Here is a 25,385-nt window from a genome sequence, read left to right on the forward strand (position 1 = left end):
TCAGGCTCCCTGTTCGATTCGACCGGCGCGAGCCAGCACGGCGTTAAGCAATACATCGGTGCCCTGCTTCACATCTTCGGGCAGCACGTCTTCGGCTTCGTTGTGGCTCAGGCCGCCAACGCACGGAATGAACACCATCGCCGTCGGGCAGTAACGCGCCAAGTGGATCGCGTCATGCCCGGCGCCGCTGACAATCGACTGCTGAGCGTAGCCCAGCGCATCCACCGCCTCTTGCACCGCCGCCACGCATTCGGCGTCGAACGGTGTGGCCGGGCTGATCCAGTGCGGAGTGATCGTCAGGTTCAGGCCTCGCCCATCGGCAATCGCCTGCAACCGGGCGCGGACTTGTTGCTCCATGGCGGCAATGGCGTCGTCGCGGTGATGACGCAGATCGACGGTGAAATTCACCAGCCCCGGAATGGTGTTGCGCGAGGACTTGTTGATGTTCAATTCGCCAACCGTGGTCAGGCCTTCGGGGGCAAAATCTGCGGCCAGACCTTCAATCGCCTGAATCATCCGCGCCACGCCGTACAAGGCGTCTTTGCGCAGCGGCATCGGCGTGGTGCCGGCGTGGGCGGCCATGCCTTCCACGCGCACATCGAGCCAGCGGATCGCCTGACCGCCCGTGACTACGCCGATGCTTTTGGCGTTGTCTTCGAGGATCGGGCCTTGCTCGATATGCGCCTCAAAATACGCATCCACCGCACCGCCCAACGGACGTTCACCGGCGTAACCGGTACGCTGCAAAGCCTCGGCAACGCTCACGCCATCGATATCGCGCACCGCCAGCGCGGCGTTCAGTTCCATGATCCCGGTGAACACCGCCGAACCGAACATGGCCGGGGTGAAGCGCGCACCTTCTTCGTTGGTCCACACCGCCACCTCCAGCGGTTTGCGGGTCTGGATGTTCTGGTCATTGAGGCAACGCACCACTTCCAGTCCGGCGAGCACACCGTAGACACCATCGAATCGCCCGCCCTCGGGCTGGGTGTCGAGGTGGCTGCCCATCATCACCGGCGCAGCGTCCGGATCGGTGCCGGCGCGACGGGCGAACAGGTTGCCGATGGCGTCCACGCTCAGGGTCATGCCGGCTTCGCGGCACCAGTGCGCAAACAGTTCGCGACCGGCCTTGTCTTCGTCGCTCAAAGCCAGACGGCAGCTGCCGCCTCGGGCTGTCGCACCGATTTCGGCCATGGCCATCAGGCTCGCCCACAGGCGCTGGCCATTGATTTTCAACATGAGGTTCTCCTGACATTCCGGGTTAGGCATTGGCCATTTCCGCACGATGGGCGCTGGCATGACGACGGGCGAGGGACAGCACGCAAACCAGCGAAATGCCGGCGATCAGGCTGTAGAAAACCGCCATCGGCCACCACTGCCCGGTGAACTTGTGTGCGAGCATCGTGCCGATCAGCGGCGTCAGCCCACCGGCCACCGCGCCGCAGATCTGATAGGTCAGGGAGATCGCGGTGTAGCGCACGCGGGTCTCGAACATGCCGCTGACGTAGCCGGCAATCACCGCGTAGAACGAGGCCATGCACACCACCGCCAGCGCGATGCCGAGGATGATCAGCGGCGCCTGGGCCGAACTCACCAGCACGAACATCGGATACGGTGAGGCCATCGCCAGCAGCGACACCAGGCACAGGAAACGCGTCGCGCCGATCTTCTGTGCCGTCCACGCAGCCAGCGGCTGAATGCAGAACTGGATGATCGCGACGAAGAACAGGCATTCGAGAATCAGCGAACGCGGCAGCGCCAGTTGCTGAGTGGTGTAGGCGATCATGAAGGTGTTGGTGAAATACACCCCGGCGATGCCCAGGGTGTTGGCGCCGATGCACAGCAACAGCGGCCGCCACGCGGTGCGCAGAACCTCCATTACCGGCGCCTGCTCTTTCTTGATTTGCTTGCTGGCCTGCTCGCGGCTGGCGAGGAATTCCGGCGACTCGTTCACGCCCAAGCGAATCGCCAGGCCCACCAGCAGCAACAGCGCACTGGCGAGGAACGGCAGGCGCCAGCCCCAGCTCATCAAATCTTCTTCCGGCAGACGGGTCACCGCGCTGAAGGCCAACAGCGACAGGATCAAACCCGCCGGGCTGCCCAGTTGCGCGAACGAAGCGAAGAAATTGCGCTGGCCCTTCGGCGCATGCTCACCGGCCATCAACACCGCCCCGCCCCACTCGCCACCGACGGCGATGCCCTGGACGATGCGCAGCACAATCAGCAGCACCGGTGCCGCCACGCCGATCTGCGCGTAGGTTGGCAACAGACCGATGCACACCGTGACCACGCCCATCATCAACAGCGTGATGACCAGCGATTTCTTGCGGCCGATACGATCGCCGATGTGGCCGAAGATGATCCCGCCCAATGGCCGGGCAAAGAAGCCCACGGCGAAGGTGCCGAACGCGGCCATGGTGCTGAACAACGGATCGTCGGAGGGAAAGAACAGCGCGCCGAACACCAGCGCGGCGGCGGTGGCGTAGATGTAAAAGTCGTACCACTCGATCATCGTGCCGATGAAGGCTGCGGCCGCCGCACGGCGCGGCTGGTTCGAAGCGTGGGGCTTCATGGGGTCGGGCTCCTTTGATTGTTTTTCTGGCAGGAGGAAAACGTAAATCCGAGGCGCTCTGGCGGCGCCTGTCGTGGGGTGATTTATCGTTCCGGGGCTATGATCAGTCAATTTTCTATTTATTATTCCGAGTATTACTTCACCTTATAATCGAGAGCCGCCATGGCCGAACGCGATGTGCAACGCCTGCTCAACGACCGCCTCGACTGGAACCTGTTGCGCACCTTCCGGGTAATCGGCCAGGAGCTGAGCATCAGCCGCGCCGCCGCGCGTCTGCACCTGACGCAACCGGCGGTGAGCCAGGCGCTCAAGCGTCTTGAAGAACAACTGGGCCGCCAGTTGATCGCCCGACGCGGCCCGCGCTTTGCCCTCACCGAAGTTGGCGAGCAGATCTTCGAACTGGCCGGCGAGATCTATGGGCAGATGTCCCAGGTCAGCAGTCTGCTGGAACAACCGGCCGACGAAGTGATCGGCAAGGTCAGGTTGCTGATCATCAGCCGGATCTTTTCCGAGCGTTTCGATGACTTCCTTGCAGACTTCCATCGCCAATATCCAAGGGTTGATCTGGAGGTCGATGTGATGCGCAGTTCGGACATCGTCAGCGCCCTTCAGGAGAAAACCGCGACCCTCGGTCTGAGTCTCAATCGCCGCCCGCAACCGCGTCTGGAACAGCGTCTGTTCCTGCGTCAACGCTATGCGTTCTTCTGTGGCAAACACCACGCGCTGTTCGGCCGGCAGGACATCGGCGAAGGCGATTTGCAGCGGGAAAACTTCGTCAGTTTCACCAGCGACCAGATTGGCGGGATGCTCTCGCCACTGACGATTTTTCGCGATCAACAGGGTTTCAGCGGACGCATCGTTGCGTCATCGCCGAGCCTGGAAGAAGTGCGCCGCCTGGTGATCGCCGGATTTGGAATTGGTTGTTTGCCGGAACACGTTGTGGCGGCGGACGTCGAGGCCGGATTGCTCTGGCGCCTGCCGCCCCACGAAGGAATTGCCGATGTCGACATTCATCTGTTGTGGAACCGCGACCAGCGCATGAGCCGCGCCGAGACGCTGTTCATCGAACGTTTGCAGGCCTGTCTGGCGGATCAGTAACCGAGCAGTCGATCCGCGCTGTTGAGCAGCGGTTCACCGGCATTCAGACGGCGAAAGTTCTCGGCGATCTGCTCGGCGATGCAATCGTGGGAGGCCGCCGAAGCCATATGTGGGGTGATGGTCACGCCCGGGGTTTTCCACAGAGAATGGCTGGCGGGCAGCGGCTCCTGTTCGAAAACATCGAGCAGTGCCCCGCGCAGTTTTCCACGGGCCAGTGCCTGCTGCAGATCCTCGATATTCAGATGCCCGCCGCGACCGACGTTGACCAGTGCCGCGCCGTTGGCCAGACGTTCGAAGGTCTGGCGATTGAGGATGCCACGAGTCTCGTGAGTCAGCGGCAACAGATTGATCAGCAATTCCACGCCGTCGAGGAAGGGGTCGAAGGCGTCAGAGCCGGCGAAGGCCTGCACACCTGGCAGATCTTTGCTGCTGCGCGCCCAACCCCGCACCTCGTAACCGGCGCTGGCCAGGTCCTGGGCAATCGCGCTGCCGAGCGAGCCGAGGCCCATCACACCGATCCTGAATTCATGTGCAGGGCGTTGCAGAGGCCGCTCCCAATGCTGTTGGCGCTGTTGCTCAAACACTTGATCGAAGCCGCGATGAAAGTGAATCACCGCCCAGCGCACGTACTCGTTCATGCCTTGACGGTGGCCGGGATCGACCACGCGGCACACCGGCAGATCCGGGCATGAAGGATCGTGTTCCAGATGATCGATCCCGGCGGCCACCGAGTGAACCACCTGCAGATTGGGCAACGCGGCAAGGCTGCCCGGCAGCGGAAACCAGCACGCCGCGATCTGCGCATCCGCCGCCCGGGGATCGTCGGCCAGTACCGCCGAGAGCTGCGGCGCACAACGGGCGAACGCTTCCTGCAATTGTTTGAGCAACAGCATGTCGCGGGACATCAGTGCAACGGTGTTCATGAGAGATAAGACTCGCGCTGGGATTCGATCAGGGTCAGTGCGGCCTCCCAGGCCAGGTCGATGATGTTGTCCTGTTCATCGCGGTCGAACTGTTCGGCGGTGTGGGCGCAGACTTCCGGCGACGGGAAATGCAGCTCGCAACCGCCTGCCAGCGCCTGCACTTGCGCCTGGCAGGCGCGCTCCAGGAAGTGGATTTCCTGGAATGCCTGGGCCACGCCGGAACCGCCAACCAGCAAGCCGTGATTGCGCAGGATCATCGCCCGGTGCGGGCCAAGGTCGGCGATTAAACGCTCGCGCTCATCCAGCGACAGCGCGATGCCTTCATAGGTGTGGTAAGCGAGTTTTCCATAGAACTTCAGCGCGTGTTGACTGATCGGCAGCAGGCCCTGTTTCTGCGCGGCGACGGCCATGCCGGCAGCGGTGTGGGTGTGGATCACGCAGTTCAGATCCGGGCGCGCCATGTGGACCGCCGAGTGGATCACGAACCCGGCAGCATTGACCCGATGCCCGGCGTATTCAGGGTCGACGATGCGCCCGTCCTGATCAATGCGCACCAGATCGGAAGCGCGCATGCGGTCGAAAATCACGCCATAGCGGTTGATCAGGAAATGATGCTCAGGCCCGGGAATTCGCAGGGTGATGTGGGTGTCGATCAGGTCGGTCATGCGAAAGTGCGCGATCAAGCGATACAGCGCGGCGAGCTCGCAACGGGCTTGCCATTCGATCGGGTCAATGTGGGCGGGCTTACTCACGAATACACCTCTTTGTTGGTATGAAGGACGACCGGGTTGGCCCGCAGACGCGCGAGGCCGCAGACACCGATCAACGACAGGGCCGACAGCAGCGTGAAGAACACCGCCAGCGGCAGCCATTGCCCGGAAAACTTGCTGGCCAGCAGCGTGCCGATCAGCGGCGTGGTGCCGCCGGCCAGCGCGCAGCTCAACTGGTAGGCGATGGAAATACCCGAATAGCGCAGGTGTACCGGGAAGGCCTGGGTCATGTACCCGGCGATTACCGCGTACAGCGCCGAGAGAATCACCACCGCGACGGCGATGCCAAGTGTCATCAACAAGATGTTCTGGGTACCGACCAGCAGGAACATCGGATACGGCGTGACCATGCACAGCAAGGCGACCAGCATCAGGAACCGTCCTTCGCCAATGCGCTCGGCCAGCAGCGCCGACAACGGTTGCGAGAGCAATTGAATGACCGTCACCAGGAACAGGCAGTCGAGAATGGTCGACCGCGCAATGCCCTGATATTGGGTGACGTAGGTGATCATGAAAGTGTTGGTGAAGAAGAATCCGGCCGAGCCGATAGTGACGGCGGCGGCCGCGAACAGAATCTGCCGCCAGCACTGACGGATCACGTCTTTCACCGGGTATCTGGCGGTTTCATGGTTGTCCCTGGCCTTGGCGAACTCAGGCGATTCGTGCACACCGGAACGGATCATCAGCCCAACCATCATCAGCACGCCACTGGCAAGAAAAGGCAGACGCCAACCCCAGGCGAGGAAGTCTTCTGGCGACAGTGAAGTGACCAGACGGAACGCGATCAATGCCAGCAGCAAACCCGCCGGACTGCCAAGTTGCGCAAACGAGGCATAGAAGGTTTTGCGCTTGACCGGCGCGTGTTCGCTGGCCATCAACACCGCCCCGCCCCACTCGCCACCGACGGAGATGCCCTGGATCAAGCGCAACACGATCAACCCGATGGGCGCCCAGATGCCGACGCTGGCGTAGCTCGGCAATAGACCAATACCCGCCGTGGCCAGGCCCATCAGCACCATGGTCACCAGCAGCATTTTCTTGCGACCGAGACGATCGCCCAAATGACCGAACACCATCCCGGCCATCGGGCGGGCGATGAAGCCGACAGCGAAACTGCCGAACGCGGCGAGTGTGCTGGTCACCGGATCGCTGCTGGGAAAGAACACTTGCCCGAGCACCAGCGCGGCGGCGGTGGCGTAGATGTAGAAATCGTAGAACTCGATGGTCGTGCCAATGAAGGCAGCGGCCGCGGCGCGACGCGGCTGAGCGGTGGTGTGCATGCAAGAACCCTGTGTATTTATAGTTTTGGGCAGGTGTCGAGGCGGCTGACGGTCGCGCTCTGTGGCGCTTGTGGGCTTTATCGCTTCCATGACAGGATTAGTCAATTTTCAAAAACTTATCTTTACTATTAGCGTGGCTACTACATGACTTCCTCCGCGAATCCCTGGATCGGCCGGCGTTTTCTCAACGACCGTCTCGACTGGAACCTGCTGCGCACTTATCTGGTGATCGGGCAGGAAGGCAGCATGAGCCGTGCTGCTGCGCGATTGCACATCACGCAGTCGGCGGTCAGTCAGGCGTTGAAACGTCTCGAGGAACAACTGGATTGTGTGTTGATTGCCCGCAGCGGGCGGCGCTTTGATCTGACGGAAACCGGGGAAGAAGTCCTGCGGATTGCGGCGGATATCTACGGCGATATTTCCCGTTTGAGCACCGTGGTCGAGAACCGTCATGACGACGTGGTGGGCAAGATTCGCATCCTCACTGTCAGTGGCGTCCAGGCGCGGCATTACGATGAGTTTCTTGCGGACTTCCACGAGACTCATCCAAAAATCGAGCTGGAAGTCGAAGTGATGGGCAGCTCGAACATCATCAGTTCATTGCTGCAAAAGACCGCCACTGTGGGAGTGGGATTGTGTCGTCTACCGCAGCCGAGGCTGGAGCAACGGGTATTGTTTCGTGAGCGCTATGCGTACTTTTGCGGGCAGCGGCATCGACTGTTCGGGCAGCAGAATCTGACGCTGGAACAGCTTGCCGCGGAGAACTTTGTCAGCTTCACCAGCGATCAGCTTGGCGGCAATCTTTCGCCGTTGACCCTGTTTCGTGACCAGCAGGGCTTTACCGGAAAGATCGTCGCCTCCTCCACCAGCTTCGAGGAAATTTATCGTCTGATCTGTGCAGGGTTCGGCATTGGCTGTCTGCCGACTCACCTGGTAAGACGGGATGTCGAGCAGGGTCTGCTGTGGCGCTTGCCGCCGGAGGACGGGGTGGTGGATTTCGATATCCAGTTGTTGTGGAATCGCGAACAGAAGATGACTCAGGCGGAAACCGTGTTCCTCGACAGCTTCCAGCACATGCTCAGCTTGCGTGAGCCTGTGCTGTGAAGCTGCTGTGGCTTACACGTGGGGATCGCCCGGCGGCTTGGTTGGCGCGGCATACTGTGGTTTGAGGTGGCCGTCCTGATCGAGTAACCAGGCGTCCATGATCTGCCGAACCACCGGACCTGCGACTCGACCACCCGCTTCACCGTTCTCGATCATCACAGAGATTGCGATCTTCGGATGCTCGGCCGGGGCAAACCCGACGAACAAGGCGTTGTCACGATGGCGTTCGAGGGTTTTCTCGCGGTTGTAGCGCTCACCCTGCTTGATCGCCACCACCTGCGCCGTACCACTCTTGCCGGCGATACGGTATTGCGCGCCGGCGGCAGCGGCACGGGCGATACCACGGGCGTCGTGCATCACCATCTGCATGCCGTGGTTGACCTGATCCCAGTCCCGCGGATCCTTGAGCAGGATATTCGGCATCGGGTGTTCGTCCACCGGGGCAACACCGTCGACGGTCTTGGCCAGGTGCGGACGGTTCCAGACACCCTTGTTGGCAATCAGCGCAGTGGCCTGAGCCAGTTGCAGCGGCGTGACCTGCATGTAGCCCTGACCGATACCGAGGATCACCGTCTCACCGGGGAACCAGGCCTGACGCCGGGTGGCGCGCTTCCAGGCCTGGGACGGCATCAGGCCCGGAGACTCTTCGAACATGTCGAGCGAGACTTTCTCGCCAAGACCGAACATCGCCATGTAATCGTGCAGACGATCGATGCCAAGCTTGTGCGCCAGGTCGTAGAAGTAGGTGTCGTTGGAGCGCATGATCGCCGCGTCCATGTCCACCCAGCCGTCGCCGCTGTGGTTCCAGTTGCGATACTTGTGGTCGAAGTCAGGCAGTTGGTAGTAGCCGGGGTCGAAGACTCGGGTTTGTGGCGTGACCACACCGGTGTCGAGGCCAGCGATGGCCACTTCCGGCTTGATCGTCGAACCGGGCGCGTATAGGCCGCGCAATACGCGGTTGAACAGCGGGCGGTCGATGGAATCACGCAGCGCGGAATATTCCTTGGAACTGATACCAGTCACAAACAGGTTGGGGTCGAAGCTCGGATTGCTGACCATGGCCAGCACTTCACCGGTCGAAGGATCCAGTGCAACCACTGAGCCGCGACGGTCGCCCAATGCGGCTTCGGCGGCTTCCTGGAGCTTGACGTCGAGGCTCAGGACGATGTTTTTGCCTGGTATCGGATCGGTGTGTTTCAGCACGCGCAGTACGCGGCCCTGAGCATTGGTCTCCACTTCCTCGTAACCGACATGGCCGTGCAGTTGCGCTTCGTAGAAACGCTCCACGCCCGTCTTGCCGATGGATTGCGTGCCCCGGTACTCGACGGAGTCGAGCGTCTTGGATTCTTTTTCGTTGATGCGACCGACATAGCCGATGGAGTGTGCGAAGTGCGCACCAAGCGGATAGTTGCGGATGAACTGCGGTTCGACATCAAGGCCCGGCAAACGGAACTCGTTGACGGCGAGTACGGCGATCTGTTCTTCCGTCAGCTCATAGAACAGCGTTACCGGCGTAAACGGATGGCGCGACTGCTTCATCGCCTTGTCGAAAACCGTGCGGTCCTCTGCGGGCAGATGCAGGAGGCTGATGACCTCGTCCAGCTCCTCATTGACGTTGGTAGCACGTTCGCGGGTGATCGTCAGGTTGTAGCTCGGGCGGTTATCAGCCAGCAGCACGCCGTTGCGGTCGTAGATCAGCCCTCTCGTGGGCGGGATCGGCAAGACATGGACGCGGTTGTTTTCAGAGATAGTCGAGTGGTAGTCGAACTCCACCACTTGCAGGATGTACAGGCGAACCACCAGCGCACAGCTGATCGCAAAGACGAACAAAGCACAGGCGATCAACCGCTTGTTGACCAGGCGCGTCTCTTTTTCGTGATCCTTGATGGGTATGGGTTCAGGCATTTCTGCAGCAACTCTTTGACAAAAATGAGCGCCGATCCTTGAGCGTGACATCAGTCCGTTAAAAAACGAGCTGCACCATACCAAAAACCGGCCGGCCATTTCAGAGGGATTTCCCCAATGGTTACCATCGCGACACTCGCCCCCTCGCATCGAGCACTTTCCTGCGGGCAAAACAAAACCCCAACTGCTTTCGCAATTGGGGTTTCGGAATTTAATCTTGACGATGACCTACTCTCACATGGGGAAACCCCACACTACCATCGGCGATGCATCGTTTCACTTCTGAGTTCGGGATGGGATCAGGTGGTTCCAACGCTCTATGGTCGTCAAGAAATTCGGGTACTGACTCGTGACCGGACGGCCTCGCTTCAGCAAATTGGGTATGGGATAGTTTTCGGTGCTTTGTGATCGTCGAACTTTCGGTTCGTTTCGTCTTCACACACCGCAATCTGGTTGCTCTGGTTTAGAGAGCCGACGCAAATTGCTTGGGTGTTATATGGTCAAGCCTCACGGGCAATTAGTATTGGTTAGCTCAACGCCTCACAGCGCTTACACACCCAACCTATCAACGTCGTAGTCTTCGACGGCCCTTCAGGGAACTCAAGGTTCCAGTGAGATCTCATCTTGAGGCAAGTTTCCCGCTTAGATGCTTTCAGCGGTTATCTTTTCCGAACATAGCTACCCGGCAATGCCACTGGCGTGACAACCGGAACACCAGAGGTTCGTCCACTCCGGTCCTCTCGTACTAGGAGCAGCCCCTCTCAAATCTCAAACGTCCACGGCAGATAGGGACCGAACTGTCTCACGACGTTCTAAACCCAGCTCGCGTACCACTTTAAATGGCGAACAGCCATACCCTTGGGACCGGCTTCAGCCCCAGGATGTGATGAGCCGACATCGAGGTGCCAAACACCGCCGTCGATATGAACTCTTGGGCGGTATCAGCCTGTTATCCCCGGAGTACCTTTTATCCGTTGAGCGATGGCCCTTCCATACAGAACCACCGGATCACTAAGACCTACTTTCGTACCTGCTCGACGTGTCTGTCTCGCAGTCAAGCGCGCTTTTGCCTTTATACTCTACGACCGATTTCCGACCGGTCTGAGCGCACCTTCGTACTCCTCCGTTACTCTTTAGGAGGAGACCGCCCCAGTCAAACTACCCACCATACACTGTCCTCGATCCGGATAACGGACCTGAGTTAGAACCTCAAAGTTGCCAGGGTGGTATTTCAAGGATGGCTCCACGCGAACTGGCGTCCACGCTTCAAAGCCTCCCACCTATCCTACACAAGCAAATTCAAAGTCCAGTGCAAAGCTATAGTAAAGGTTCACGGGGTCTTTCCGTCTAGCCGCGGATACACTGCATCTTCACAGCGATTTCAATTTCACTGAGTCTCGGGTGGAGACAGCGCCGCCATCGTTACGCCATTCGTGCAGGTCGGAACTTACCCGACAAGGAATTTCGCTACCTTAGGACCGTTATAGTTACGGCCGCCGTTTACCGGGGCTTCGATCAAGAGCTTCGCGTTAGCTAACCCCATCAATTAACCTTCCGGCACCGGGCAGGCGTCACACCCTATACGTCCACTTTCGTGTTTGCAGAGTGCTGTGTTTTTAATAAACAGTCGCAGCGGCCTGGTATCTTCGACCGGCATGAGCTTACGGAGCAAGTCCTTCACCCTCACCGGCGCACCTTCTCCCGAAGTTACGGTGCCATTTTGCCTAGTTCCTTCACCCGAGTTCTCTCAAGCGCCTTGGTATTCTCTACCCAACCACCTGTGTCGGTTTGGGGTACGGTTCCTGGTTATCTGAAGCTTAGAAGCTTTTCTTGGAAGCATGGCATCAACCACTTCGTGTTCTAAAAGAACACTCGTCATCAGCTCTCGGCCTTAAGATCCCGGATTTACCTAAGATCTCAGCCTACCACCTTAAACTTGGACAACCAACGCCAAGCTGGCCTAGCCTTCTCCGTCCCTCCATCGCAATAACCAGAAGTACAGGAATATTAACCTGTTTTCCATCGACTACGCTTTTCAGCCTCGCCTTAGGGACCGACTAACCCTGCGTCGATTAACGTTGCGCAGGAAACCTTGGTCTTTCGGCGTGGGTGTTTTTCACACCCATTGTCGTTACTCATGTCAGCATTCGCACTTCTGATACCTCCAGCAAGCTTCTCAACTCACCTTCACAGGCTTACAGAACGCTCCTCTACCGCATCACTTACGTGATACCCGTAGCTTCGGTGTATGGTTTGAGCCCCGTTACATCTTCCGCGCAGGCCGACTCGACTAGTGAGCTATTACGCTTTCTTTAAAGGGTGGCTGCTTCTAAGCCAACCTCCTAGCTGTCTAAGCCTTCCCACATCGTTTCCCACTTAACCATAACTTTGGGACCTTAGCTGACGGTCTGGGTTGTTTCCCTTTTCACGACGGACGTTAGCACCCGCCGTGTGTCTCCCATGCTCGGCACTTGTAGGTATTCGGAGTTTGCATCGGTTTGGTAAGTCGGGATGACCCCCCTAGCCGAAACAGTGCTCTACCCCCTACAGTGATACATGAGGCGCTACCTAAATAGCTTTCGAGGAGAACCAGCTATCTCCGAGCTTGATTAGCCTTTCACTCCGATCCACAGGTCATCCGCTAACTTTTCAACGGTAGTCGGTTCGGTCCTCCAGTCAGTGTTACCTAACCTTCAACCTGCCCATGGATAGATCGCCCGGTTTCGGGTCTATTCCCAGCGACTAGACGCCCTATTAAGACTCGCTTTCGCTACGCCTCCCCTATTCGGTTAAGCTCGCCACTGAAAATAAGTCGCTGACCCATTATACAAAAGGTACGCAGTCACAGAACAAAGTCTGCTCCCACTGCTTGTACGCATACGGTTTCAGGATCTATTTCACTCCCCTCTCCGGGGTTCTTTTCGCCTTTCCCTCACGGTACTAGTTCACTATCGGTCAGTCAGTAGTATTTAGCCTTGGAGGATGGTCCCCCCATATTCAGACAAAGTTTCTCGTGCTCCGTCCTACTCGATTTCATGACCAAGAGATTTTCGCGTACAGGGCTATCACCCACTATGGCCGCACTTTCCAGAGCGTTCCGCTAATCTCAAAGCCACTTAAGGGCTAGTCCCCGTTCGCTCGCCACTACTAAGGGAATCTCGGTTGATTTCTTTTCCTCAGGGTACTTAGATGTTTCAGTTCCCCTGGTTCGCCTCTTGCACCTATGTATTCAGTACAAGATAACCATCTTGTGATGGCTGGGTTCCCCCCATTCAGACATCTCCGGATCAAAGTCTGTTTGCCGACTCCCCGAAGCTTTTCGCAGGCTACCACGTCTTTCATCGCCTCTGACTGCCAAGGCATCCACCGTATGCGCTTCTTCACTTGACCATATAACCCCAAGCAATCTGGTTATACTGTGAAGACGACATTCGCCGAAAATTCGAATTTCTCAATTAAGAGAACTCACAAATTTTACCTTAGCCTGATCCGTTACCAGTGAAAGTAACGTTCAGTCTATCTTTCTATCACATACCCAAATTTTTAAAGAACGATCCAGTCAAAGACTAGAAATCAACATTCATCATCACACTGATGGAATGCTCATTTCTAAGCTTTCAAACTTCAGAAGCAGTAGTGGTGGAGCCAAGCGGGATCGAACCGCTGACCTCCTGCGTGCAAGGCAGGCGCTCTCCCAGCTGAGCTATGGCCCCGTATTTCTACAGGCGTTTCCCACACAAAATTGGTGGGTCTGGGCAGATTCGAACTGCCGACCTCACCCTTATCAGGGGTGCGCTCTAACCAACTGAGCTACAGACCCAATTTCGGGCTGCTTCTATCGTCTTCTTCAATGAATCAAGCAATTCGTGTGGGAACTTATGGAGCAGCTGATGTCGTCGATTAAGGAGGTGATCCAGCCGCAGGTTCCCCTACGGCTACCTTGTTACGACTTCACCCCAGTCATGAATCACACCGTGGTAACCGTCCTCCCGAAGGTTAGACTAGCTACTTCTGGTGCAACCCACTCCCATGGTGTGACGGGCGGTGTGTACAAGGCCCGGGAACGTATTCACCGCGACATTCTGATTCGCGATTACTAGCGATTCCGACTTCACGCAGTCGAGTTGCAGACTGCGATCCGGACTACGATCGGTTTTATGGGATTAGCTCCACCTCGCGGCTTGGCAACCCTTTGTACCGACCATTGTAGCACGTGTGTAGCCCAGGCCGTAAGGGCCATGATGACTTGACGTCATCCCCACCTTCCTCCGGTTTGTCACCGGCAGTCTCCTTAGAGTGCCCACCATTACGTGCTGGTAACTAAGGACAAGGGTTGCGCTCGTTACGGGACTTAACCCAACATCTCACGACACGAGCTGACGACAGCCATGCAGCACCTGTCTCAATGTTCCCGAAGGCACCAATCCATCTCTGGAAAGTTCATTGGATGTCAAGGCCTGGTAAGGTTCTTCGCGTTGCTTCGAATTAAACCACATGCTCCACCGCTTGTGCGGGCCCCCGTCAATTCATTTGAGTTTTAACCTTGCGGCCGTACTCCCCAGGCGGTCAACTTAATGCGTTAGCTGCGCCACTAAGAGCTCAAGGCTCCCAACGGCTAGTTGACATCGTTTACGGCGTGGACTACCAGGGTATCTAATCCTGTTTGCTCCCCACGCTTTCGCACCTCAGTGTCAGTATCAGTCCAGGTGGTCGCCTTCGCCACTGGTGTTCCTTCCTATATCTACGCATTTCACCGCTACACAGGAAATTCCACCACCCTCTACCATACTCTAGCTCGCCAGTTTTGGATGCAGTTCCCAGGTTGAGCCCGGGGATTTCACATCCAACTTAACGAACCACCTACGCGCGCTTTACGCCCAGTAATTCCGATTAACGCTTGCACCCTCTGTATTACCGCGGCTGCTGGCACAGAGTTAGCCGGTGCTTATTCTGTCGGTAACGTCAAAATTGCAGAGTATTAATCTACAACCCTTCCTCCCAACTTAAAGTGCTTTACAATCCGAAGACCTTCTTCACACACGCGGCATGGCTGGATCAGGCTTTCGCCCATTGTCCAATATTCCCCACTGCTGCCTCCCGTAGGAGTCTGGACCGTGTCTCAGTTCCAGTGTGACTGATCATCCTCTCAGACCAGTTACGGATCGTCGCCTTGGTGAGCCATTACCTCACCAACTAGCTAATCCGACCTAGGCTCATCTGATAGCGCAAGGCCCGAAGGTCCCCTGCTTTCTCCCGTAGGACGTATGCGGTATTAGCGTTCCTTTCGAAACGTTGTCCCCCACTACCAGGCAGATTCCTAGGCATTACTCACCCGTCCGCCGCTGAATCCGGGAGCAAGCTCCCTTCATCCGCTCGACTTGCATGTGTTAGGCCTGCCGCCAGCGTTCAATCTGAGCCATGATCAAACTCTTCAGTTCAAACATCTTTGGGTTTTTAAGAAACCCTAAACTTGGCTCAGCAATCGTTGGTTACATCTTTGATTTCTCGCGGAGTAACTTGTGATGCTGATAATCTTGTTGACTATCAGTCTGACTCCACAAGCACCCACACGAATTGCTTGATTCAGTTGTTAAAGAGCGGTTGGTTAAGATCTTTCATCTCAACCGAGGCGCGCATTCTACAGCAGCCTCATTTACTGTCAAGTGATTATTTTCAGAAGTTTTCGAAGATTTCCTCAACAACTTCAACCACTTGCGCTTCCGATCTCTCGTCAGCGGGAGGCGAATTCTACAGCGTTACACGCTGCTGTCAACACCTCTTTTTCTCCGCTTTCGACCGAGAAGATCGAACCGTTGAAAGCGCCAGAAAAACCGGCATTTTCAACTCCCTCCAGGCCTCGATGATCTGAAGCAAACCGCTATCGAAAACCGTGCAACTCATTGAATTTCAAGGAGTTTTCCGTTTCGACTGCGCCGGAAGTGGGGCGAATTATAGACCTCCAGAATCTGCCGTCAACACTTAATTTCGTTTTTCTATCAAGCGATGCGAAAAGCCCCCTGCTATATAGACGAGCAGGAAATCAGTGCGCAATATATTGCCCAATATCAAAAACAAAACACACCTCCGCTACTCTTTTGGACGACTCAGCGCAATGAATGAGCAACCCCGCAGCCTGGCCTCAATCCTGTTCCCGGTTGGCCTGCTATTAATAGCCATGGCGTCCATCCAATCCGGAGCATCGCTGGCCAAGAGCATGTTTCCCGTGGTCGGCGCCCAAGGAACGACAACATTGCGTCTGATATTTGCCAGCGTAATCATGCTGTTGCTGTTGCGCCCATGGAGAGCGAAGCTGACCGGCAGGTCACTGCGAACAGTCATCGTCTACGGAATGGCCTTGGGCGGGATGAACTTCCTCTTTTATATGTCGCTGCGTACCGTGCCGCTAGGGATTGCCGTCGCTCTGGAGTTCACCGGCCCACTGGCCGTTGCCATTTATGCTTCCCGTCGTGCCATCGACTTCCTCTGGATCGCCCTTGCCGCTGTTGGACTGCTTCTGCTGATACCGACAGGAGCGACCAGTACCGGTCTGGATCTTGTTGGTGCCGGCTATGCACTTGGGGCTGGTGCCTGTTGGGCGCTGTATATTCTGTTCGGGCAGAAGGCCGGTGCCGACAACGGTGTAACTACAGCGGCGCTGGGCGTCATGATCGCGGCTCTGTTTGTCGCCCCCATCGGCATCGTCCATGCGGGTGCGGCGCTACTGACACCATCGCTGATTCCCGTCGCAATTGGCGTGGCCATTCTTTCCACCGCCCTGCCCTACACCCTGGAAATGGTTGCCCTCACCCGTATGCCGGCCCGCACCTTCGGCACGCTGATGAGTATCGAACCCGCATTCGGCGCCTTGTCGGGTCTGCTGTTCCTGCAGGAGTACCTGACGTTTGCGCAATGGATGGCAATCCTGTGCATTATTCTGGCCTCCGTGGGTGCAACCATGACAATGGGCGCGGCCGCCAAGCCAGCGGTTGCGGCAGATTGAGACAGGATTTGACTTAGGTCTGGCAATTGGCGCTCATTTAGGCCATGTTTAGCCTCGTAACTCAGTGCCAGACATGGACTTTTTCGGATAGGGACATCAGAACGCCTACAGCGCGAGCGAATACGGGCAGACCCGAGCGCCAGACTCGAGGCTGCCATTAAGGATGGTAATGAAACGAATTTTGATACTGATCGCCGTACTCGCAGTTGCGGGCTGTGCAGCGACATCGAAAACCCAGGTGAAGCACGGCAAGAAAGGGCTGCATATCAACTGCTCTGGTCTCTCGTCTTCCTGGGACAAGTGCTATACCAGCGCTGCCAATTCCTGTGCACCGAAGGGTTACAAAGTCATCGCCAAGTCTGGCGACGCCGTGGAAGAACCGGGTGATTATCCGTTCGGATTGAATCCGGCCGGTTATACCAGCCGCAGCATGATCGTCATCTGTAAATAGTCCGACGCCATTTCACTCGGCGCATTGCTCATCGAGCTGGCGTTGAATTTCCTGATGGCTCGCGTCCAGCACCCTGCGCTGAATCTCGGGCGTAGCAAGCATTCGCGCCACCACCAATGCCCCGACACATTGCGACAGAATGGCCCACGCCAGGCTGTCGCTCTCCAGTATCAGTGCCCAGCTCTCCTGAAGTCGGCAGATCCACAGTTCAGCCTGCTCACGAACCGACTCATCCGAACGGGCTATCTCGGCGCCCAATGCCGGTAACGCACAGCCCGACTCGGGCTGCTCGACATGAGCCATGCTCAGATATTGCTTGAGACAGCGCTGCAAGCGCTGCCTGTCCTGCGTTTCCTTCCCGCCCAGCCGCTCCAGACTTTGACTCAACTCACGTTCAACGATCGCCGCGAACAACTCACTCTTCGATGAAAAGTGACTATAGAACGCAGCTCCACTCAATCCGATTGCCTTCATCAGAGCATCAACCCCAACCGTCGAGAAACCAGAGCTTTTCGCCGACAGCGCGCTGCTTTGCAGCAGTTTTTCTCGGGTTTCCAATTTGTGGCTGGCGGAGTAACGCATGGTTTTTTCCTCGGGGGTGAGCTGTCTTGACGCTGACCGAATCCTAGCATAACGTTCGTTCACTTAACGATCGTTTACCAAAGGGATCCACCCATGAATAACAAGAAGATCGTATTGATTGTCGGTGCAGGTGATGCCACGGGCGGTGCCATCGCCAAGCGGTTTGCCAAAGAAGGTTTCATCGCTTGCGTCACACGGCGCAGCGCCGAAAAACTGCAGCCGTTGGTGGAAGCGATTCAGGCGGACGGCGGCCAAGCCCATGGATTTGCCTGTGACGCGCGCAAAGAAGAAGACGTGATTGCGCTGATCGAAGATATCGAAACCCGCCTCGGTCCGATCGAAGCATTCGTTTTCAACATCGGCGCCAACGTGCCTTGCAGCATTCTCGAAGAAACCGCACGCAAGTATTTCAAGATCTGGGAAATGGCCTGCTTCTCGGGTTTTCTCAACGCTCGCGAGGTGGCAAAGCGCATGGTCACCCGCCAGCGCGGCACCATTCTGTTCACCGGTGCCACTGCCGGACTGCGCGGAGCCTCCGGTTTTGCCGCATTCGCCGGCGCCAAGCACGGCATCCGCGCACTGGCGCAAAGCATGGCCCGGGAACTCGGCCCGATGAACATTCACGTTGCCCACATAGTAGTCGACGGTGCCATCGACACCGACTTCATCCGCAGCAACTTCCCCGACAAATACGCAACCAGGGATCAGGACGGTATTCTCGATCCAGAGCACATCGCCGAGAACTATTGGTACCTGCACAGCCAGCCAAGGGACGCCTGGACCTTCGAGCTGGATCTGCGCCCCTGGAACGAACGCTGGTAATCCCTTCCAATAACAACAACGAGTGCAGCGACCATGAGCAAAACCGTGGAGTTCTACTTCGACCTCGGCAGCCCCGCCACCTATCTGGCGTACACCCAACTGCCGAGAATCTGCGCCGAGACCGGTAGCCGGTTGATCTATATCCCGATGTTGCTGGGCGGCGTGTTCAAAGCCACCGGAAATGCTTCACCGGCGATGATCCCGGCCAAGGGCCGTTACATGTTTCAGGATCTCGACCGCTACGCCAAACGTTACGGCGTCCCCCTGAAGTTCAACCCGCACTTCCCGATCAATACGTTGATGTTGATGCGAGCGGTGACCGGCATTCAATTACGGCACCCGGAGCGCTTCCTGGCGTTCATCGACTGCCTGTTCAAAGCGCTGTGGGTTGAAGGACGCAGCCTCGACGAACCGGCAACAGTCGTAGCCGTGCTGACCGAACACGGCTTCAATCCTGAACAGATACAGGCACTGACCAATGATGAAGCGGTCAAGGCCGCCCTCAAGGACAACACCGAGACGGCCGTAAAGCGTGGCGTCTTCGGCGCGCCGAGCATGTTCATCGGCAACCAGTTGTTCTTCGGTCAGGATCGGCTCGACTTCGTTGAAGAAGCCCTGCGTTAGATCTCTACTACAAGACGTCCCCGGGCTGCTTTCGATGAAAGCAGCTCATGGGCCTCGCCAGCTGACTCAAGCGTGAACCGACGCGCATCGAGCAGTGGCTTCACCTCTCCAGCTTCGATCAACAAGGCAACCTGGCGCAGGATCTCGCCATGGTGCTCGCCACCCTTTCCAGTCAGCAGCGGCAATAAGGTAAACACGCCAGAGTAGGTCGCCCCCCGAAAGGACAGCGGCGCCAGACTATGCTGCCCCCAGCCCAAGCAACTCAAGACATGGCCGTGATAGATCCGCGCAGCCTTGAAGGACGCATCCAGCGTTTCACCGCCAACCGTGTCATAAACGATATCGAACCCCTCCCCCGCCGTGTATTGGCTGACATAGTCCTCGACCGACATTTCACGGTAATCAATGAACGTCGCGCCATAACCCTCAATAATTCCGCGCGTCCCCGCAGACCCCGTCGCAAAAACCTCGGCACCGAACGCGCGGGCAATTTGCACCGCCACATGCCCAACGCCACCCGCACCGCCGTGAATCAATACTTTTTGCCCGGCACTCACCCGAGCCCGATCCACCAGGCCTTCCCAGGCAGTAATCAGCACCAGCGGTAAACCTGCGGCCTCACGCATGCTCAGGTTGACCGGTTTACGCGCCAGAAGCCGCGCATCAACCACCGCAAATTCGGCCAGCGAACCCTGCACGCCGCCAATGCCGGTTGCCAACGCATAAACTTCATCGCCCGGCGCCCAGCCCTGCACGCCCTCACCCACCATCTCGATCACCCCCGCCAGATCCAGCCCCAACACCGCCGGCAACGGCTGTCGGGCATGAGCAGCCTGCCCCGCACGGATTTTCAGATCCAGTGGATTCACACCGCTGGCCTTGATCCGCACCAATACCTGTCCGGCGCCCGCCACCGGGCGTTCAAGGGAAACCAGGCGTAGCGGACCGTCAGCGGTGTCTACCATCAGCGCGCGCATATGCAGTGAGTCGGTCATTTCGGTCATTCCTGTGGGAGAAAGTGAAGCCATGTTCCCGCAGCAGACCCATGCCGATAAGACACCAAATGACTATAGTGAGCATGCCAAAACAGCATGAATGAGGCGCTTCATGGACAAACTCAACGCAATGGCGATCTTCGTCCGGGTGGTCGAACGCGGCAGTTTCTCCGCCGTTGCCCGGGAACTGCAGACCACCCAGCCGACCATCAGCAAAGTCCTGCGCGCCCTTGAAATCCAGCTGGGTGGCAAGCTGATTGCCCGCAGTACGCGCAGGCTGTCGCTGACCGATGAAGGTCAGCGGTACTACAACGAGTGCCGAAAAATCCTTGCTGCGGTGGATGCTGCCGAACACAGTTTCCAGTCGGGGCGGGAAACAGTCGCCGGGGCGTTACGAATCGGTTCATCAGTCAGCTTCGGCCGCCTGCAGATCGCTCCAAGACTGCCCGACTTTCTCAAGCAATACCCACAGATTCAGATCAACCTGCAGCTGAACGACCAAAACCTGGATCTGGTCAACGAAGGCCTGGATGTCAGCCTGCGCATCGGCGAATTGAACGACAGCGGCATGATCGCCCGACGCATCGGCACTACCCACCGGCTCACGGTGGCGACGCCGGATTACCTGCAACGCCACGGTCACCCACAATCGCCGCAGGATCTTGCACAGCACAACTGCCTGCAATTCAACCTGCTCGAATCGCAAAACCTGTGGACCTACGAAAAGGCCGGCCAACATCACGAGGTGCGCATCAAAGGCAATGCACAGAGCAACAACTCCGAAGCGATCCGCGAAATGGTTTTGGGAGGACTGGGGATTTCGCTGTCACCGGTCTGGCTGTTCAGCGAGGATTTGAAGGCGGGGCGAGTGGTCGCCCTGTTGCAGGACTACCAGACCCGATCATTGCCGATTCACGCCGTGTTCCCGGCGAACCGTCGCCAGTCCGCCAGGGTCAACGCGTTTGTCGATTTCATGACCCGGGCGCTGGCAGCAGCGCCCGAGCTTCAACCGTTTAAATAGCGGCAGTACGCGTGTTCAGCCATTCCAGTGCCGCGCCATCAAGCAGCGGACTCAGACGCTCGCGCACTTCGGCGTGATAGGCATTGAACCATTGCTTCTCTTCCTGCGTCAGCAGCGACGGCTCCAGGCAACGGGTGTCGATCGGGCACAGGGTCAGGGTTTCGAACTTGAGGAATTGGCCGAACTCGCTGCTTCCCGCTTCAACGTTCATCGCCAGGTTCTCGATCCGCACACCCCAGCGGCCCGGACGATAAGTACCCGGTTCGATGGAGGTGATCATCCCCGGTTGCATGGCGGTTTGTGGCGCCGGCGCTGCCTGATAGGCGATCACCTGCGGACCTTCGTGAACGTTGAGGAAGTAACCCACGCCGTGTCCGGTGCCATGGCCGTAATCCACGTTCTCAGCCCAGATCGGCGCACGGGCAATCGCGTCCAGCAGCGGCGACAGAATGCCTTTCGGGAAATGTGCGCGGGACAAGGCAATCACGCCTTTCAACACTCGGGTGCAGTCACGCTTCTGCTCTTCGCTCGGCGTACCGACGGCCACCATGCGCGTGATATCGGTAGTACCACCCAGGTACTGTCCACCGGAGTCGATCAGCAACAAGCCATTACCCTCGATCACCGCGTGTTCTTCCGGGGTGGCGTGGTAATGCGGCATCGCGCCGTTGGCATTGAATGCAGCGATGGTGTTGAAACTCAGCGACACGTAATCCGGACGACGCTCACGAGCAGCAGTGAGCTTCTCGTCAATGGTCAGCTCTGTAATGCGTTCACGACCCCAGGCCGATTCCAGCCAGGTGAAAAACTCGCACAGCGCCGCGCCATCCTGCTCCATTGCCTGACGAATATGCCCGGCGTCCGCCAGGCTCTTCTGCGACTTGGCCAGTGTGGTCGGGTTCAGGCCTTCGACCAGTTTCACGCCACTGTCGAGGTTATCCAGCAAACCACTGGTGACCCGTGCCGGATCCACCAGCAGGCTCGCGCCACTCGGAATCGCACGCAAGGCGTCAGCGACTTCACTGTAGTCACGCAGGGTCACGCCGTCTTTTTCCAGCACGGCACGCAGCTCAGCATCAACCTTGCTCAAGGCCACAAACAGCGTGGCTTGTTGCTGACTGATCAGCGCGAAGGAAACGAATACGGGGTTGAACGACACATCGCCGCCGCGCAGGTTGAACAGCCAGGCGATGTCGTCGAGAGTTGCGATGAAGTGCCAATCGGCACCACGTTCCTGCAGGGTTTCACGCAGTTTGGCGAGTTTCTCGCCACGGCTGACAGTCGCCTGCGGTGGCAGGTGCTGATAGATCGGCGCATTCGGCAGCGCCGGGCGGTCGCTCCAGACTTCTTTCAACAAGTCGATGTCGGTACGCAGACGGGCACCCCGCGCTTCGAGCTTGCTGCCCAGCGTACGCGCTGACGCGACGGCCATCACTGCGCCGTCGACCGCGACCACGCCACCTTCCGGCGTCTGCTCGGCCAGCCAGTCCAGCGGGCTCGGCTGACCTGGTTGCAGTTTCACCAGTTCGATGCCGCTGCCCTTGAGTTCCTTGCTCGCCTGTTCCCAGTAGCGACTGTCGGCCCAGACCCCGGCGAAATCGGTGGTGACAATCAATGTGCCGACCGAGCCATGGAAACCCGACAGCCATTGCCGGCCCTGCCAGTAACCCGGCAGGTATTCCGACAGATGCGGGTCGGCGGACGGTACCAGCAATGCGTGGATACCCTCGCGACGCATCAGTTCACGGGTGTGCGCGAGGCGCTGGGGAACCGTTCCTTCGGTCAAGGTCTGGGTACTCATCATGTCTCCTGCCAATCACTTCATCGTTATTGTTTGGTGCCGTTCGAAGCCGGCTCGTTAAAGCCCTGTCGCCCAGAATGCCGGAGCACTGGCGCAGGCGGCCTTGATCAGTTCTACAGCCTTGTCGATGTCTTCGGCGGTGGTGAAACGGCCGAGGCTCAGGCGAATCGTGCGCCCCGCCAGATGCGCGTCATACCCCAATGCCAGCAAAACATGGGACGGTGCGTTGCTCGCGGAATTGCAGGCCGAGGTCGCGGAAAACGCGATCGAATGGCTCAGCGCCGCCGGGTTGAACTCGCCTTCGCTGAAAGTCAGGCTCAAGGTGTGCGGAATACGTTGGGTGGAGCTGCCGTTGAGGCGTACGCCGGGCAGGCTCAAGAGTTGTTCGAGCAATCGCTCGCGCAACGCGACGATGATTTTCTTCTCGTCATCGAAAGCTTCGGCGGCCAGGGCAAAGGCCGAGCCCATGGCAGCAATCTGGTGAGTCGCCAATGTACCGGAGCGCAAGCCGCCCTCGTGGCCACCGCCGTGAATCTGCGCCTGCAAGCGCTGCTGCGCACGCGGGCCGACGTACAGCGCGCCAATGCCTTTGGGGCCGTAAAGCTTGTGCGCCGAGAACGACATCAGGTCCACCGGCCACTGCGCCAGATCGATCGCGACCTTGCCGGCACCCTGGGCCGCATCGACGTGGAACAACGCCCCGCGCCCACGCACCACTTCGCCGATGGCCGGGATGTCGTTGACGGTGCCGAGTTCGTTGTTGACCAGCATCAGCGACACCAGAAAGGTGTCATCACGCATCGCTTCGCTGACCGCTTGCGGGGTGATCAGGCCTTCGGCGTCCGGTACCAGATAGGTCACGGCGACACCGGCGTCCTGCAATTGCCGGGCGGTGTCGAGGATGGCCTTGTGTTCGATCTGACTGGTGATGATGTGCCCGCCGGACACTCCACGGGCCTGGGCCACACCTTTAAGCGCGAGGTTGTTGGATTCGGTGGCGCCGGAGGTCCAGACGATCTGCTGCGCCTGGGCACCGACCAGTTCGGCGACTTGCCGGCGAGCGTGCTCGACCGTTTGCCGGGCCTGCTGGCCAAAGGCGTGGGAACTGGAAGCCGGGTTGCCGAAGTTACCATTGAAACCCAGACACTCGATCATCACCTGGATGACCCGCTCGTCCACCGGGGTGGTGGCGGCGTAATCGAAATACAGCGCACGTGTGTTCATAAAAAGACTCGCAGAGCGTGTTCCGGGATCAGGAAGCTCGTGTCTACAAACGGCACGGCGCAGCCTTGTGAGCTGCGCCCGGGTTCGAGAGCGTCATCAATACCTGATCGGATGCCGTTAAAGAAGAACAACTTCATTTAAAAGTGCGTAGGAACGCTCCTGAACGCGACTTTAACAGGCATCGGGCCGGCGGTTGTAGCACTGCGTCAGCTAATGCTTTCAAGGAGTAACGGATACAGCGAAATCACCAGCAGCGCCGCCATGCCCCAGTTGAACACCCGCAACCAGCGGCGCTCCTTGAGCACATTGCGCAGCAAAGTCCCGCACGCCGCCCAGACGCCGACGCTCGGCAGGTTGATGATGGCGAACACCGCCGCAATCACGATCACGTTGGTGAAATAGCCCTGCATCGGCGTGTAGGTGCTGATGGCACCGATGGCCATGATCCACGCCTTGGGATTGACCCACTGAAAAGCCGCCGCGCCGAAGTAGCTGATCGGCTTCGCATCACCCTGCTCGCTATCGCTGACCGGGCCCGAATGCGCGATTTTCCACGCCAGGTACAGCAAGTACGCCGCGCCGACGTAACGCAGGACCGTATAGAGCAACGGATAGGTCTGGAACACTGCGCCCAGGCCAAAACCCACCGCCACTACCAGCACGAAGAAGCCGCAGGTAATGCCGAGCATATGGGGGATGGTGCGGTTAAAGCCGAAATTCACGCCCGATGCCAGCAACATGGTGTTGTTCGGCCCCGGTGTGATCGAGGTGACAAGGGCAAACAGGGCAAAGCCCAGCAGCAGGTCGAGCGAAAGGGTCATGGCAGGCAGTCCGTCAGGGTCATTCAGGTGTTGACCCTATCCCACGGCGCCGCGCAAACCCACAGACAGTTGGGTAAAACTTCGAGCAGTACAGTTACGGATCAGCTAGGACGACCGTGCAGCTGTACCGCCCGCTCTGCGCTCATTTCACCCTTGTTATCAAACCCGAAAGGCTTCTGTGGCTGGCCGAGCAGCTGGGCTTTCTTCGCGTGGTATTCCTCGAACGACAAGCCGCTGCGATTCAGGGTTTCCAGCGCCAGTTCGCGGGTTTCTTCCGCCGTGTAAGGGCGCAGTTCCGGGGAAACGTGGCTCGCACAACCGGCGAGAACGGAGACAGCGAGCATCAGGGAAACAGTCAGTAAACGATTCATGGGAGCGTCCTGCCGTGGCGG

At 58.2% G+C, this 25,385-nt stretch carries 19 protein-coding genes, 2 tRNA genes and 3 rRNA genes; 7 read left to right on the forward strand and 17 right to left on the reverse strand.

What is annotated here, in order from left to right; all coding sequences use genetic code 11:
* Window positions 1–1,239, reverse strand: a complete 1,239-nt coding sequence (locus NE357_RS19510) for a Zn-dependent hydrolase (protein WP_169431241.1) — start codon at window positions 1,237–1,239, stop codon at window positions 1–3.
* Between the two features lie 22 nt (window positions 1,240–1,261).
* Window positions 1,262–2,572: an MFS transporter gene (locus NE357_RS19515; RefSeq protein WP_169431242.1), complete on the reverse strand. Its 1,311-nt coding sequence runs from the start codon at window positions 2,570–2,572 to the stop codon at window positions 1,262–1,264.
* A 162-nt stretch (window positions 2,573–2,734) separates the two neighbouring features.
* Between NE357_RS19515 and NE357_RS19520 the strand changes: the two genes are divergently transcribed.
* Window positions 2,735–3,670 (forward strand): LysR family transcriptional regulator, encoded by a 936-nt coding sequence (locus tag NE357_RS19520; protein WP_007953119.1) that lies wholly within the window; start codon window positions 2,735–2,737, stop codon window positions 3,668–3,670.
* Here NE357_RS19520 and NE357_RS19525 read toward each other — a convergent pair.
* Genes NE357_RS19525 through NE357_RS19535 form a run of 3 tightly spaced genes read right to left on the reverse strand, consistent with a single transcriptional unit; the run spans window position 3,664 to window position 6,643 of the window.
* Window positions 3,664–4,593 carry a 2-hydroxyacid dehydrogenase gene (locus NE357_RS19525; RefSeq protein WP_169431243.1) on the reverse strand — a complete coding sequence of 310 codons (930 nt, stop codon included), beginning with the start codon at window positions 4,591–4,593 and terminating at the stop codon, window positions 3,664–3,666. The two genes, NE357_RS19520 and NE357_RS19525, sit on opposite strands and share 7 nt — an antisense overlap.
* Window positions 4,590–5,345: a class II aldolase/adducin family protein gene (locus NE357_RS19530; RefSeq protein WP_169431244.1), complete on the reverse strand. Its 756-nt coding sequence runs from the start codon at window positions 5,343–5,345 to the stop codon at window positions 4,590–4,592. The genes NE357_RS19525 and NE357_RS19530 overlap by 4 nt, the downstream gene beginning before the upstream one ends.
* Window positions 5,342–6,643 carry an MFS transporter gene (locus NE357_RS19535; RefSeq protein WP_169431245.1) on the reverse strand — a complete coding sequence of 434 codons (1,302 nt, stop codon included), beginning with the start codon at window positions 6,641–6,643 and terminating at the stop codon, window positions 5,342–5,344. The genes NE357_RS19530 and NE357_RS19535 overlap by 4 nt, the downstream gene beginning before the upstream one ends.
* 144 nt (window positions 6,644–6,787) lie before the next feature.
* On the opposite strand from NE357_RS19535, the gene NE357_RS19540 reads away from it, so the two are divergent.
* Window positions 6,788–7,747 (forward strand): LysR family transcriptional regulator, encoded by a 960-nt coding sequence (locus NE357_RS19540; protein WP_169431246.1) that lies wholly within the window; start codon window positions 6,788–6,790, stop codon window positions 7,745–7,747.
* 12 nt (window positions 7,748–7,759) lie between these two features.
* Here NE357_RS19540 and mrdA read toward each other — a convergent pair whose 3' ends face one another.
* The 6 genes from mrdA to NE357_RS19570 all read right to left on the reverse strand — a co-directional run bounded on the left by mrdA (window position 7,760) and on the right by NE357_RS19570 (window position 15,090).
* Complete coding sequence (gene mrdA, locus NE357_RS19545) at window positions 7,760–9,652, reverse strand: penicillin-binding protein 2 (protein ID WP_169431247.1); 1,893 nt, start codon at window positions 9,650–9,652, stop codon at window positions 7,760–7,762.
* Window positions 9,653–9,867: 215 nt separating this feature from the next.
* A 5S ribosomal RNA gene (rrf, locus tag NE357_RS19550) occupies window positions 9,868–9,983 on the reverse strand.
* A 165-nt stretch (window positions 9,984–10,148) separates the two neighbouring features.
* Window positions 10,149–13,042 (reverse strand): 23S ribosomal RNA (locus NE357_RS19555).
* Window positions 13,043–13,289: 247 nt separating this feature from the next.
* Window positions 13,290–13,365: transfer RNA gene (locus tag NE357_RS19560), tRNA-Ala, on the reverse strand.
* A 30-nt stretch (window positions 13,366–13,395) separates the two neighbouring features.
* Window positions 13,396–13,472, reverse strand: a tRNA-Ile gene (locus tag NE357_RS19565).
* A gap of 81 nt (window positions 13,473–13,553) precedes the next feature.
* A 16S ribosomal RNA gene (locus tag NE357_RS19570) occupies window positions 13,554–15,090 on the reverse strand.
* The 16S, 23S and 5S rRNA genes sit together here with 2 tRNA genes alongside, the layout of an rRNA operon.
* 674 nt (window positions 15,091–15,764) lie before the next feature.
* On the opposite strand from NE357_RS19570, the gene rhtA reads away from it, so the two are divergent.
* Complete coding sequence (gene rhtA, locus NE357_RS19575; RefSeq protein ID WP_169431248.1) at window positions 15,765–16,652, forward strand: threonine/homoserine exporter RhtA; 888 nt, start codon at window positions 15,765–15,767, stop codon at window positions 16,650–16,652.
* A gap of 169 nt (window positions 16,653–16,821) precedes the next feature.
* The gene (locus tag NE357_RS19580) at window positions 16,822–17,103 is read left to right on the forward strand and encodes a hypothetical protein (RefSeq protein ID WP_041069802.1); all 282 of its coding nucleotides are present in this window, start codon (window positions 16,822–16,824) and stop codon (window positions 17,101–17,103) included.
* Between the two features lie 12 nt (window positions 17,104–17,115).
* On the opposite strand, the gene NE357_RS19585 is transcribed toward NE357_RS19580, so the two are convergent.
* On the reverse strand, window positions 17,116–17,685 hold the full coding sequence (locus NE357_RS19585) for a TetR/AcrR family transcriptional regulator (RefSeq protein ID WP_169431249.1): 570 nt from the start codon (window positions 17,683–17,685) through the stop codon (window positions 17,116–17,118).
* 93 nt (window positions 17,686–17,778) lie between these two features.
* On the opposite strand from NE357_RS19585, the gene NE357_RS19590 reads away from it, so the two are divergent.
* Both NE357_RS19590 and NE357_RS19595 read left to right on the forward strand, forming a co-directional pair.
* Complete coding sequence (locus NE357_RS19590) at window positions 17,779–18,507, forward strand: SDR family oxidoreductase (protein WP_169431250.1); 729 nt, start codon at window positions 17,779–17,781, stop codon at window positions 18,505–18,507.
* 33 nt (window positions 18,508–18,540) lie between these two features.
* Window positions 18,541–19,131: a 2-hydroxychromene-2-carboxylate isomerase gene (locus tag NE357_RS19595; protein WP_169431251.1), complete on the forward strand. Its 591-nt coding sequence runs from the start codon at window positions 18,541–18,543 to the stop codon at window positions 19,129–19,131.
* Here the strand turns inward: NE357_RS19595 and NE357_RS19600 are convergent.
* Window positions 19,128–20,126: a zinc-dependent alcohol dehydrogenase family protein gene (locus tag NE357_RS19600; RefSeq protein WP_169431252.1), complete on the reverse strand. Its 999-nt coding sequence runs from the start codon at window positions 20,124–20,126 to the stop codon at window positions 19,128–19,130. The two genes, NE357_RS19595 and NE357_RS19600, sit on opposite strands and share 4 nt — an antisense overlap.
* Before the next feature lie 112 nt (window positions 20,127–20,238).
* On the opposite strand from NE357_RS19600, the gene NE357_RS19605 reads away from it, so the two are divergent.
* Window positions 20,239–21,147 carry a LysR family transcriptional regulator gene (locus tag NE357_RS19605; protein WP_169431253.1) on the forward strand — a complete coding sequence of 303 codons (909 nt, stop codon included), beginning with the start codon at window positions 20,239–20,241 and terminating at the stop codon, window positions 21,145–21,147.
* Here the strand turns inward: NE357_RS19605 and NE357_RS19610 are convergent.
* The 4 genes from NE357_RS19610 to NE357_RS19625 all read right to left on the reverse strand — a co-directional run bounded on the left by NE357_RS19610 (window position 21,140) and on the right by NE357_RS19625 (window position 25,364).
* Window positions 21,140–22,948 carry an aminopeptidase P family protein gene (locus NE357_RS19610; RefSeq protein ID WP_169431254.1) on the reverse strand — a complete coding sequence of 603 codons (1,809 nt, stop codon included), beginning with the start codon at window positions 22,946–22,948 and terminating at the stop codon, window positions 21,140–21,142. The two genes, NE357_RS19605 and NE357_RS19610, sit on opposite strands and share 8 nt — an antisense overlap.
* A 57-nt stretch (window positions 22,949–23,005) precedes the next feature.
* Window positions 23,006–24,172: an aminotransferase class V-fold PLP-dependent enzyme gene (locus tag NE357_RS19615; protein WP_169431255.1), complete on the reverse strand. Its 1,167-nt coding sequence runs from the start codon at window positions 24,170–24,172 to the stop codon at window positions 23,006–23,008.
* A 206-nt stretch (window positions 24,173–24,378) separates the two neighbouring features.
* On the reverse strand, window positions 24,379–24,993 hold the full coding sequence (locus NE357_RS19620) for a LysE family translocator (RefSeq protein WP_169431256.1): 615 nt from the start codon (window positions 24,991–24,993) through the stop codon (window positions 24,379–24,381).
* A 101-nt stretch (window positions 24,994–25,094) separates the two neighbouring features.
* Window positions 25,095–25,364 (reverse strand): hypothetical protein, encoded by a 270-nt coding sequence (locus tag NE357_RS19625; protein WP_169431257.1) that lies wholly within the window; start codon window positions 25,362–25,364, stop codon window positions 25,095–25,097.
* Window positions 25,365–25,385: the final 21 nt, after the last annotated feature.

The organism is Pseudomonas sp. G7(2022), assembly GCF_052660475.1.